This window comes from Paenibacillus sinopodophylli, from assembly GCF_005930355.1.
GTDB lineage: Bacteria > Bacillota > Bacilli > Paenibacillales > Paenibacillaceae > Pristimantibacillus > Pristimantibacillus sinopodophylli.
This window is the reverse complement of record NZ_VDBO01000008.1, coordinates 142880-155990: the sequence shown is the minus strand read 5'-3', so window position 1 is coordinate 155990 and position 13111 is coordinate 142880. Positions and strand designations below refer to the sequence as shown.

Here is a 13111-nt window from a genome sequence, read left to right as displayed (position 1 = left end):
TACGACTAATCCGACATCCAACTTGCCTATTTCCGACTTTTTCAAAATATAAGAATGTAGAAGTTTCACCCTTACACGCCGGTTATATTTCTCGGACTGAAACGCGCTGCGCCGCCAAAGAACGGCGACAGCCGTTTCACCCTGCTTGCAGCAAATGAAATACTAAAAAACAGCCAATCCGATAAGGATGGCTGTTCACGATAGTATAGAAGCCTTTACATACAATGAAGCTTGCGATATTCCTGCGGATTCATCTGCGTAGCCTTCTTGAACATTTTGGAGAAATAGGAGTAATTGCCGTACCCAAGCTCATAGGCGATCGTTGTAATTGCGAGGTCTGAGCCCGCTAACAGCTCCTTCGCCTTCTGGATACGCTCCTGCAACACATATTCAGAAATCGTAAGCCCAAGCTCGCCCTTGAACAGTCTAGCCAAATAATCAGGATGCAGGCAGACATGACCAGCAATATCGTCGCGCGACAAATCCTCGTTCAGATGACTTGTAATATATGCACGTACTTTTCCGACCACTGTTTGGCCCTCATCCATCGTCTGAATCTGTCTCATGACTTCATGGATCAGTTTATTCACCCATTCGCCAAGATCAGCAAGTGAACGCTTCGAATCTCTCGTATGACTGGGCTTAATCATTTCGGAGAATACCTGATGTGCCCTAAGCCCCTTGAAATGGAGCACATGATACATCATCTGCAGCATATCCTCGTAGAAGGCATTTAGCCATCGTCCATCGACACGGCCAGACAAACGCATTTGCTCTAGGAATATCGTAATTTCGCGCTGTGCCTCCGCTTGCCTGCCATACTTGAGCATCTCCGTCCAGCCGTTCATAATCGGCAGTGGTGCGGCATCAGGCCTCGAAGCGTACTCCTGCAGCCTAATCACCTCATTACGTCTCGTTACATTATGCATCTCCTGTTCAACCAGAGAATCATACATATCCGGAATGCCTTCCGCTTCTATGGGCTCCCCGACATAACAGCATATATCGCAAAAGAAATAATCGTTGCATGCGGCGATATATTTGCGAAGCTGCTCCATATAACTGCCGCCGACTTCTGCCTGCTCCTGTATAATGACAAGCAAGGCGCCGCTGCGCAGCGAAATGAGCTGGCCGCTGCGCTGCTTCGTCAGTGCCAGCTCCTCAAACGCATTGCGAAGCGCATATTCCATAATCTTCTCCTCACGCAGCGTCAGCTCCTTATGCCAGCGCTGGATGCTGATTAGAACAGGCTGGAATCGTTCGGCTTCCCCTAATTCAATGCGCTCCTTAGAAAGTGCCTCTCTAATCTTCTCCCTGCTTGCAGGCACCGCTCGATTAATCAAATCCTGCCAGAAACGCTCTAGCCGCAGCGGCTGGTACGCCTCCCATAAGTTGTAATAGTGGGCGTACGTATCGACAAAGCTAAGCTTCTCACGCTCACTCTCCACCTTCTCGAGCTTGTCCACAGCTTTACGCACTGCCTTCTCCAGCATTTCAAAGCGTACCGGCTTTAGCATATAGTCGCAGCTGCCCAGCTGAAGAGCCTTTTGTGCATAACGGAAGTCAGCATGACAGGTCAAGAACATCGTCTCCGTACTAGGTGAATGCAGCTTCACCCACTCAAGCAGCTCGAAGCCTGTTTCCTGCGGCATTTCAATATCACAGATCAACACATCAATACGTCTGCCGTCGAACACCTGCTTGGCCATATTGACACTGTAGGCCTCATGAATCTGTGTGAAACCAAGATCCTCCCAGGACACACCTGCTCGGATGCCTCGTACTGCATGCTTCTCATCGTCGACAATGAGCAGTTCTCTCATCTGTGTTCAATCCCTTCCTGCTCGTTTATGATCGGGAGCCAAATATCGATTCGAGCCCCTCCTGTGTCTGCCACGGAAAAAGTAATCCGAGCCTGCCCCCCGTATAGCAGCGCTAATCGCTGGCGTGCGTTCCAAATACCGATCTGCTCACCGTTTGAGTTATGACGCTCCATATTGTGCTGCAGCAGCGTTAGTACCTCTGGACGAAAGCCACGCCCATTATCGCTAATACAAATATGCAGCATACCATCGGGATTGGAGCCAAAAGTAACTTGAATCGCTATATGCAATGGATACTCGCTATCCATCCCATGCTTAATTGCATTCTCTGCGAATGTCTGCACCATTAAAGGTGGAACAAGAACATTCAGAAGCGAGTCAGGAATATCCAGCTTGTAGGTTAAGGAATCTGGAAACCGAAGCTCCTGAATACGCAAATAATTGTACGTATGCTCAAGCTCGTCGCCCAGTGAGACAAATGGAGAGTCGCTGCGGAACATAAATCTGAAATATTGAACCAAGCTGTGGGTCATCTCTTGAATTAATTGGTAGTCTTTCACTTGGGCGAGATTATAAATAATATTAAGCGAATTAAGAAAAAAATGCGGGTTGATCTGCAGCTGCAAATGCTTCAGTTCTGCCTTCTGGCGATGCAACTGCTCTTCAAGCACATTGATTGTGAGCCCTTGAATCTGATCAATCATCCGGTTAAAGGAGCTATTCATCACTTCAAATTCAAGTGCAGGCGCTTCCTCACTTATTCTGACATCCAGATTTCCGTCCTCAATTCTCCGCATTGCTCGTATAATCCGGTTGATAGGAACGAGAATCAGCTTGCGAAGCAGGTATACAATAATAGGTAAAATAATTAAAGCACCAATCGTAATTCCCATTACAATCCGGCGCAAAAAGGGCAGATTCTCCAGTACAGCACTATTCGGAATAATTGCTGCCAGCCCGAACGTCCCCCGATGCGAGCCTTCGCCAACTAAAATATATTCATTCTTACTACCCGTTAATTTGTAATTATCACCTGTGTAATCCAGTTGAATATTCATAGCCGATACAGCTTCGGCATCGTCAACCAATGGCTCAAAATGATCCGTGACGAGGAAGGCTCTTCCTTCATCCCCTAGATCGAGTAAGCTTAGCGGGACTAGATGCTGCTCTATATTACCAAGTGCTCCAATGTATATCCCGCCATACTGTACGACATTGGCCAAGTAGTAGTTGTCGCTGATCGCATGTACGAACCAGCTTTTATCTGGTATAGATTCCTCTGAGAGCAGTAGTTTCCGTAAGCTCTCCTCTGCGGCAACTTGCTCTGAATAACTAATCTCATTACCCGTAACAGCCATCAAATCCTGATTAGCAGGAGAATACATAAAGAAAAAATCAACGCTGCGATAATTGCCAAGATCCTTGAGCATACTTTGGAACAATCTAATCTTCTCCAATGAATACTTACCCTCGTCTCGTGTACGTGGCTGTTCTAGCACGAGCAGTCCTGTATTCTGAGCAGCGATGTTATATAGATACTTCTCCACTTCCTCCAAATTCCGATCGATCTGGTCCATATAAAGGGTGATCATATTTTTGTTCGACTGTGCAACCTGATTTCGAACGACATCAATTGCATACATATTATTGTAGATCATGAAAGCAACTAGCGGAATAATGAGCAGCAGAAATCCAGACAGCAGCTTGAAGCGCAGCGTTCTGCTTACAAGTAAAGAATGTCGTTTCATCGTCCGCCTCCTTCTATCGCCATTATAAGAATTTATGTAATCGTTTACAACATGTATAGCAAAGTCTCTTTCTGTTTGGTTAAGACAATGAAGGCCCTGACCGATTCTTACATTTATAAATAAAGACAGCATGCTGTTACTTTCCATTCCGGTTTATCCCCATTGATGATAGGTGAGCGGTAAAACTTTCACAGAAAAAGAGCTTGCTTTTAGGTCAATGACCTTTAAAGCAAGCTCTACGCATTAATTTTATATGGAAAAAAATCTATAGATTTTCTTACCTGCTAACGTATTAATCTAGACAATAGAATCGCTGCTTCTGCACGAGTCAATGTCGCCATCGGCTTAAAGCTTCCATCCTCATAACCATTAATGATACCCGCATCAATAACCGCGCCAACGAGGCCTCTGTTCAATGACTTAATTGAAGAGCGATCAGAAACCTTATCCAGCCCATCCGATTTCTCCGTTAGTTTCAATGCTTTAGCTGTCCATACCGCCATTTCTTCCCTCGTTACAGGATCATTCGGCTTAAATGTGCCGCCATATGCTGCCGTATCAATCCAACCATCAGCCACGGCAGACTCGATCACTGCTCTCGACCACCTCGTTTTTGGAACATCAGAGAAAGATAACTCGGTTTCCCTCAGAGTAGTATCGAGCTGCTTCGTAAGCATAGTCAAAAACTGCTCCCGTGTGACTGCAGCATTCGGTCGATACGTTCCGTCAGGGAAACCAGAAACAACTTCAGTCTCTACCAGCTTCTCGACAGCTTCCCTCGCCCAATGCACCTTCATATCATGAAATAGATTTTCCGAGGATCGTGTCACTTCAATATCAAATAAGCTTAGTTCATTTCCATTATCAATCACTGCTACTTGAAGATCATTAGTCATACTGCTCACACTAGACTTATCACCCGTAAGATCGATTCTCCATTTCTGCTTGCCAGCCGTATCGTAAGACGCAATGGAATGACGGCTTTTAGCAGCAATAGCATTCTCCTTTAAAGTGAATAGCCATTCATTCTGCCTTTGATTAATTGCTACTGGATAATCTTTCATGTTAAACAATTGAACGTCATTCTCTTCCTCGGTTATACCCCCAGCTATATTTTGTTTGACGATAACTAGTTTGTTCTTGCTTATGAAAGGTGCAGACTGTGAATATATTTTAAAGTTATTTTTCCATTTCAGCTTCCCTTCCATATCAACTGCACTCAATATTCCTTCCGAGCTCGCAACGGCAATTGTGCCATCTTGAAGCAGCAATGGCTTGTAGAACATTGAATTCGCATTTCCAAGATCGTATTTCCAACGAATATGGCCGGACGAAGCATTAATTGCATATAGCGTACCTAAAAAACGAAGACTGATCATCCCTGTCGGATTTGATGAAACCTCACCGACCGCTTCACTGTTCTTCGTAACGACGTAAAGCGTGTCTCCATTGATGTTCAAGACAGGTTCATCATGCGTAATTTCTCCAACCAAGGAAGTAGTCCATCGCAAAGCATCCGCCGTACTAACCGCTTGCAGCTTACTGCTTTCACCTCTCACTGTTCTGGAAGAGGTACTCATGCTGAATCCCGTATATCTGTTCCCTGTACGATCCCAGCCGAGCAGTTTACTAGAATAACCCGACGCGATATTCTCATTATGCAGCTGATCTCCGCTAATGAGATCATAAGAGATTAACCGCCCGCTATTTGTCCCGATATATAGTCGTGCATCAGGACCAAGCAACGGCTTCTTGCTTATTTGCTGATTCAAATTATGCTGCCATTGAATCTTGCCATCCGAGCTGACAGCTGCGATTTTGCCCTGGCTACTTAGCGCATAAATCGAACCATCTTCTGATAGAACTGGCGCTAGATAACTTTCATTTTTACTTACTTCAAGCGTCGGCAATACGTATGACCACTTTTTATAAAGCATAGCGCTATATTTGATTTTCGCCTTCTCCGTATTGGGCCGTTCATTTACCTCTACTTTAATTGTCGTTTTCACATTAAGGTATTCAGCTGTCACCTCCACCTCACCTGGAGCAACCGCATGGAACACCGATTTATCGAAATATGCGATTTTTTCATTACTGGTGCGGTAGATTACACCTGATGGATTCAATTGTTCTTTTCCATCTGCATACTTCACACTTGCTTGTAGCGTGCTATTCGTTCCCACTTGAAACTGTGTAATTATATTTCCGAAAGAAAGGGACACAACCTCACGCTCATTTGTGATGCTTCTTAGCTCCAGAGCAATTACCCTTCCACTGTTTGTCCCTATATAGATCTGTTTCTGGTCTATGTACGTGAGATGAAAGAAAGAACTAGCATCAAATTCTCTAACTGTTTTCATCTCTGAATCTGATAATATAAGCTTATTGTATCCGTCGTACAATACCATTCCATTATCGAGCCATACAACTGGATCATCATATTTTCTAACGGTAGAAGAAATAAGCTTCCCATCTGGACTAAATCGATGGAGCTCAAGTTTGTGGAGTTCGCTTTGATCTGACGAAGCATTGACGGACTCATAACGATAAAGCCTACTATAGAATAAGAGTGTTCCGTCCTGTTCAAGATGCAGAACCATCCCATTCTCATTTAAGTCTGTTCGCTCATCAAGCTGGTTCTTCCAAATAAGCTTGCCTGATGAATCAAATTTAGAAACAACAGCATCCCTTGTAACAACGTAAGCATTTCGCTGCTCATCGAATAAAATCGGTGCTGTCGTACTACCTGATAGAGAATAATTTCTTCTCACCGTACCTTCATTGATAACCTTTACTTCAGATGGCTGCCTAGATTGAACGTAATAAGGCATTTTAGAGTCTCTACTAATTTCCGAAGGTTGAATAAACACCAGCATATTCCCATCAACGTCTACACTTGGATTCGTATAGGAGATCGTGTTATTTAGATTCAACTTCCAGCGTGTTGAACCATTTGTATTCAATTCCTCAGCGTAAGTAGTAAAAGAAGGAACGTATTTATCACCGACATTTTTAGCTGAAATTTCGAGAGAAGTCAGATAAATTTTATCTTCACTAATGCCTTTATATTTCAAAAGACCTGTAATATTTTTCTTTTCGAATGCTTTGGTTCCATCCAAACGAATAGCATGTAAGGATTGAAAATTTAGTATATAAATCAATCCATTACGCTGTAATTCTACCTTATCAAAGCGTGGATAGGTCGTTTCATATACCCATTTCACTGTTCCATCAGCTTGAATAGCATGTAGGTTCCCGCCTGAGCTTACATAAATAACCCCATCGTTCCCTAGTAAGACCTTTCCTTTTTCATTCGTATATTCTTTACTCATAGGACTAACCGTGGCTGTCCATATCACTTTGCCTGCCGGACTTATTGCATACAATTTCCCGATTTTCGTTAAGACGTACATCGTCCCGTCAGCTCCAATAACCGGTTCTGCACCTACTCCGCCTTCGACGTTCAGAGCCCAACGCTCCGCCAAATATGAACCACTTGATGAGGCAGACTCCGCTTGGACAAACAAAGGAGCCATCCAGCTTGGAAAACAACAGACAAAAACTAAGAGTATACAAACTCCTCGTTTATAACAGAATCTCTTTCTCAATTTAGCCTTTCCTCCCATACCTACTACTATTTCTCTATCAAATCTAGATTCATAATAGGAGATTATGTGATTGCTGTAAAGCATACTTTCATATGGAAACGATAGATCAACTTCCTTTTCAGTGAGCCCCTATCCGACTTTTTACTTGCAGAACTTATCCTGAACAGCTTGATGTACAAATGACTGTTTCAAAGTGCTGGGCTTACCCCAAAAAAAGAGGCCGAGATTCGGCCCCTTCAACTAAACCAATATAAAAGCTAAATTAAATCAGACTTGGTTAGAAGTCTTTGAATCATCGCAGCTACCTCAGCTCTTGTCATATGCTCTTTAGGTGCGAGCTTCGTTTCACTTCTACCCGTAATAATACCCGCCTGCAAGCTGTCCTGAACAGATTCCAGCGCCCAAGCAGATATTAGGCTTTCATCCACATACGAATGCAACGCAATCTCTGAACCTACGGTTGGAAGCTTGTCGCTTAGACCTGTTAATTTCATCGCTTTGGAAACGATAGCCATTGCTTGTTCTCTTGAGATTTTGTCCATCGGACGGAATGTTCCATCTTCAAAGCCGTTAATCAAACCAAATTCATAGGCCGTTTGGATATAACCGCTGTACCAATCTGCTGCTTTTACATCAGAGAATGAGCCTGTACCCTGCTCCTGCTTGAGCCCAAGTCCTCTAACAATAATTGCCGCAAATTCTGCGCGGGTAATGTCTTGGTTCGGGTTAAAAAGCTCATTACCAACGCCGCTGATTACCAGACGTGAGCCCATATCATTGACAGCATCCTTCGACCAATGCTGTTCAACATCTTTAAAGGTAATCGGATTCCATATAATGCTGTAAGTGCTGTTAGTTAAGCTATTCACCCTTGCATAATACTTCTTTTCCTTTTCAACAACTCTTGTTGGCACATGACGGACTGTTCCATCAGATTCGACCACAATTCCCGTAGTAATTTTATTTGGGTCGACGCCATCTGGAATAGCGATGGTGCGCTCAATATAAACATCAAATTGGGTCAGTTCAATCAAATCGTTTCCATATTGTACATGTACAGTAAAGTTCAAAGAAGGTGCCGCAAGTACAAACCCGCCTTTTTCTGCAGAGCTCGCAACAACGTTCAGCGTTCCCTCGAGCGGTTCTGCAATACCGATATTGACTTTAATATCATTCAATGAGATCTCTTTTCCCAGCTTATCCGAGAGCTCTTGTATATTAATTTGTGAAGCAGGCAGCGTATACGTAAACTGGTCATTTTGTATGACGATGGTCGCTTCCTTACCCTTCAAGCTCATAATCATTTGTCCATTAAGCTCTACATCAAAAACATCTGATTGCATAGGAAGTGGGAACGTAATTATGGCAAGTTGTCCCTCTTCGGCAAGCCTTTTCTCAAGCCTTGCTTGATCCACTTTTACATTGACAACCTGTTGACCATTAACCGTCGTTGTCACAGCAATTCCTGCATTTTCTACCTTGCCATTCACTAGCACCTCAATACCTGTCTCCGAGATAGCTGGCGTTGATGGTGTAGATGACGTAACATTTGCAGCCGCTGTTACAACCGAGCGTACATTGGAGATTCCCTCGTTCGCACCGCCTGTTATCACAAGGCGGAAATCGTAGCCTGTTGATGCGCTTAGGCCTGTTGCCGTTGCGCTGGTTGCATTCGTTGCAATCGTGCCTGTTGTCGCAGTCGTCCATGTGTTTGTACCGATTGGCGATTGCTCGATCACAATATTTGTTGCTCCGATTGCAGCACTCCATGCGAATGTTACGATAGAGCTTGTTTTGCTAGTGTCAGCGAAGCTTGTTAACGGAACTGCGTTCGTCGTCACGGTTACGGTGTTCGAGTCACCTTCATCCGTTCCGCCTGTCACAACTAAGCGGAAGTCGTAGCTCTCTGCTGCTTCTAGCTCAGTGACTGTTGCTGTCGTCGCACTCGTTGCGATCGCTCCTGTTGTCGCTGTTGTCCATGTACCCGCTCCAGCAGGCGATTGCTCTACGGTTATACCTGTCGCTCCACTAACCGCGCTCCATGTGAATACAGCTGTTGTTCCCGTTTTGCTTGTATTCGCAAAACTCGTTACGGGAATTGTGCTTGTCGTCACTGTTTCCACGTTCGAGTTGCCCGCATTTGCCCCACCTGTTACAACAAGACGGAAATCATAGCCGGTTACTGCATCTAGGCCATTAACCGTTGCTATCGTCGCACTCGTCGCGATCACTCCTGTTGTCGCTGTCGTCCATGTGCCCGCTCCAGCAGGTGACTGCTCTACGATTATACCTGTCGCTCCACTAACCGCGCTCCATGTGAATACAGCTGTCGTTCCAGATTTGCTTGTATTTGCGAAACTCGCAACAGGAACTGAGCTTGTTGTCACTGTTTCCACGTTCGAATTGCCTGCATTCGCACCGCCTGTTACAACAAGGCGGAAATCGTAGCCGGTTATTACTGCCAATCCGGTTACTGTTGCCGTTGTCACATTCGTTGAGATCGCTCCTGTTGTGGCTATTGTCCATGTGCCCGCTCCTGCTGGCGATTGCTCTACGCTTATACCTGTCGCTCCACTAACCACGCTCCATGTGAATACAGCTGTTGTTCCCGTTTTGCTTGTATTCGCAAAACTCGTTACAGGAATTGTACTTGTCGTCACTGTTTCCACGTTGGAATTGCCCGCGTTCGCACCGCCTGTTACCACAAGGCGGAAATCATAACTGGTTATTGCATCTAGCCCAGTAACCGTTGCCGTTGTCGCATTCGTTGCTATCGCTCCTGTTGTGGCTGTCGCCCATGTATTTGCTCCAGCAGGCGATTGTTCAATGGTTACGCCTGTCGCGCCACTAGCAGCGCTCCATGTGAATACAGCTGTTGTTCCCGTTTTGCTTGTATTCGTAAAGCTCGATATTGGTGCTGGATCTGTCGTCACCGTCACTTCGTTCGAGTTGCCTGCGTTCGCCCCGCCGGTTACAACTAAACGGAAATCGTAAGCTGTTGCTGGGCTCAGTCCCGTTACCGTTGCTGTTGTCGCACTGGTGGCAATCGCTCCTGTCGTCGCGGTTGTCCATGTACCCGCTCCAGCAGGCGATTGTTCAATAATAATGCTTGAAGCCCCACTAGCCGCGCTCCATGAAAATCCAGCAGTTGTTCCTGACTTACTATCAATCGCAAAGCTCGTTATAGGTGTTGAATTCGTTGTCACCGTCGCCACATTAGAGCTGCCTGCATTCGATCCCCCCGTTACAACAAGACGGAAATCATATGCTACAGCTGCATTTAGACCCGATACGGTTGCTGTTGTCGCATTGGTAGCAATCACTCCTGTGGTCGCAGTTGACCAAGTATTAGCTCCAACTGGTGATTGTTGAATCACAATAGTTGAAGCACCGGTTACACCGCTCCATGTAAAGTTTGCTGTCGATGCACTTTTATTTGTATTTGTAAAGTTCGTTACTGGAGCCGTATTCGTTGTTACTGTGACTGTATTCGAGTTGCCTGCATTAGCCCCGCCCGTAACAACTAAGCGGAAATCATACGCTGTTGCCGGATTCAACCCTGTCACTGTTGCTGTTGTCGCATTTGTAGCAATCGCACCTGTGGTTGCAGTTGTCCATGTGTTAGCACCTGCAGGTGATTGTTGAATGACAATGTTGGACGCCCCGTTTGCTGCATTCCACGTAAAAGCTGCACTATTCGCATCGTGAACTGTTTTCATGAAATTTGAAACAGGAACAATAACTGTCAAAGTCGCCTGATTCGAGATTGCATCAGGCGCAGCCGCTCCACTAGCAACCACTTGATACAAATATCCATTCATATCCGCAGTTACACTTGATAGAGATAGGGTTGATGTATATGCCCCACTATAAGGAGCGACATTACTTATATTCACAAAACCAGAACCTTTATTGACCTGCCATTGGTAGTTATTCGCATTAGAAGCGGAAGCCGTAAAGGATGTACTCCCGCCTACGGTAACTGACTTATTAGCAGGATCACTTGTAATGGATGGTGGAGTTAGTACCGGATCATTAATTTGGACGTTGTTTATACCAATCCACATTTCGCTCCCTTGAGGTACAATTTGAATCTCATCAACATTGTCAAATATGCTGGTTAAACCATTCCCTCGATTAAATGTGAAGGAACTCGGGGCAGTATTTATTGATAAATCAATCCAGTTCCCGATTTGAGTGCCATTATCAAATCCTCCAATACGTACATTTATTAAGCCGTAATCCTCCAATTGTATTGAGTGTAGCGAGAAGTTTTCTGATGGCGTACTGCTCTTGATATACCATGCGGATTGTTCAGTATTTGCAGCATACCCTGCGGCTAGTGCGGTTGAACTGTAACCCTGTGGCACCTCATGTGTTAAGTTTAAATCGTTGTTTGAAGTACCTTTGGCGGAAAATTCTATATCGATTCCAGCTATATTGCTAGACCCGCCTTGTCCATCCGAAACGACCTTAGTATTCGCTGGAATACCGTTATTTGAACTAAAAGTAATCGTATTTGGACCTATTGCAGCTGATGCTGTAGGAGCTAGCCAAATAACTTGTGTGAAAACAATAAAAAAGCAAAGAACTGCTATTGCAGGCTTTCGTAAAAAGACAGCATTCTTATTCATAATTTCAACCCCTTTTTGATTTTTTAAATATACGCTGAACACATAAGCATTTATTTCAAGAGATGAGGTAACCTCCCTATCTACTTCGTACTATTGCTTTAAAAACACTTAATTAAATCATACTCTATGATCATTTATAAAACGACTGAATTCGACAATTACCTTTAAAGAAATTGGATATTTTATCTTTTTTTCTCCAAGTACATTGACTGCTTCCATCATATATCCGCCCCCGCCATTTGTCGCACCAATGCCCGCCTAAAGCCTAGTATATAGAACGGACCGCGGTCCGTTACGAGATCGTAAGCCTTGCACTACAATAAGGACATAGATGAGCAGATGGGAAGGATGAACGATATGAAAAAGTTATTTCGATCAACAACGGACAGTAAACTAGCAGGTGTATGCGGAGGTCTTGGAGATTGGCTCGGCATTAATTCAACGATTATAAGATTGCTAGTTGTTATCGCTGCATTTTTCAGCTTTGGAGCAGTGATCTTGATTTATTTCCTCGCTGCGTTCTTTGTACCTAAAGCCGTAAACCATGATTTTAGATTCGTTGATCATTACTAAACCAAACCGAATAGGGAGAGATGATACTATGGGAATTTTACAACGTATTGCTAATATGACGAAGGCTGCCGCAAATGAGATGCTAGACAAAATTGAGAACCCTGTCTTGATGTTGAATCATTATTTGAGAGATTTGGATGAAGAAATTGCGAAAGCAGAACACGAAAAACTAAAGCAGCAGGCGCAAGTACGCTTCTTACAGGCTAAGCAAAGCGAGCTTGGCGAGCAAGCCTCCTACTATGAAAGCAAAGCAGAGCAAGCGGCTATAGAGGAACGTGAAGCAGAGGCCCGTACAGCACTTGAAGCGAAGCTTCTCTATTCAGAGCAAACAGAAGAAACACAGAAACTGCTTCAGCTTGCCAACCAGGCTGCACTCGACTTGGAACTACACATTGAAGCATTGAAGGAAGAAAAAACAAGGCTTCAAGAGAAACGCCAAGATCTTGTTGCCAGACTACAGAAAACAGCTAGTACCAGCGGTAGTCCAGCATCGATCTACCAAGGAAGCTCAGCCTCTCAGGGGTTTGATCGAATTGAACAGAAGCTCATGGAACAAGAAGCACAGCAAGAGCTTGCTAGAGGGCGATACGGCCCCGACGTCCGCGGTGCAAATTCGAATCAGCAGGATCTACTGCGCAGTTCGCGAGTAGATGAAGAGCTAAGCAGTCTTCTCAAGAAAACATCGGGTAACTAGACAAGCAACGAATGACAAAGACCGCGATCCT

At 44.6% G+C, this 13111-nt stretch carries 6 protein-coding genes; 2 read left to right on the top strand and 4 right to left on the bottom strand.

What is annotated here, in order from left to right; genetic code table 11:
• Nucleotides 1-215: 215 nt before the first annotated feature.
• The 4 genes from FGT79_RS22885 to FGT79_RS22870 form a co-directional block, all read right to left on the bottom strand.
• Nucleotides 216-1823 (bottom strand): helix-turn-helix domain-containing protein, encoded by a 1608-nt coding sequence (locus FGT79_RS22885; protein ID WP_138755166.1) that lies wholly within the window; start codon nucleotides 1821-1823, stop codon nucleotides 216-218.
• The gene (locus FGT79_RS22880; protein WP_171056388.1) at nucleotides 1820-3571 is read right to left on the bottom strand and encodes a sensor histidine kinase; all 1752 of its coding nucleotides are present in this window, start codon (nucleotides 3569-3571) and stop codon (nucleotides 1820-1822) included. Before FGT79_RS22880 ends, FGT79_RS22885 begins: the two co-directional genes overlap by 4 nt.
• A 284-nt stretch (nucleotides 3572-3855) precedes the next feature.
• Entirely contained in the window at nucleotides 3856-7056 is a 3201-nt protein-coding gene (locus FGT79_RS22875; RefSeq protein WP_171056387.1) for an outer membrane protein assembly factor BamB family protein, read from the bottom strand.
• A 380-nt stretch (nucleotides 7057-7436) separates the two neighbouring features.
• Nucleotides 7437-11813, bottom strand: a complete 4377-nt coding sequence (locus FGT79_RS22870; protein WP_138755163.1) for an S-layer homology domain-containing protein — start codon at nucleotides 11811-11813, stop codon at nucleotides 7437-7439.
• A 357-nt stretch (nucleotides 11814-12170) separates the two neighbouring features.
• On the opposite strand from FGT79_RS22870, the gene FGT79_RS22865 reads away from it, so the two are divergent.
• Entirely contained in the window at nucleotides 12171-12386 is a 216-nt protein-coding gene (locus FGT79_RS22865) for a PspC domain-containing protein (protein WP_138755162.1), read from the top strand.
• Between the two features lie 28 nt (nucleotides 12387-12414).
• Nucleotides 12415-13080, top strand: coding sequence for a PspA/IM30 family protein (locus FGT79_RS22860; protein WP_171056386.1), 666 nt, complete (start codon nucleotides 12415-12417; stop codon nucleotides 13078-13080).
• The last annotated feature ends 31 nt before the right edge of the window (nucleotides 13081-13111 follow it).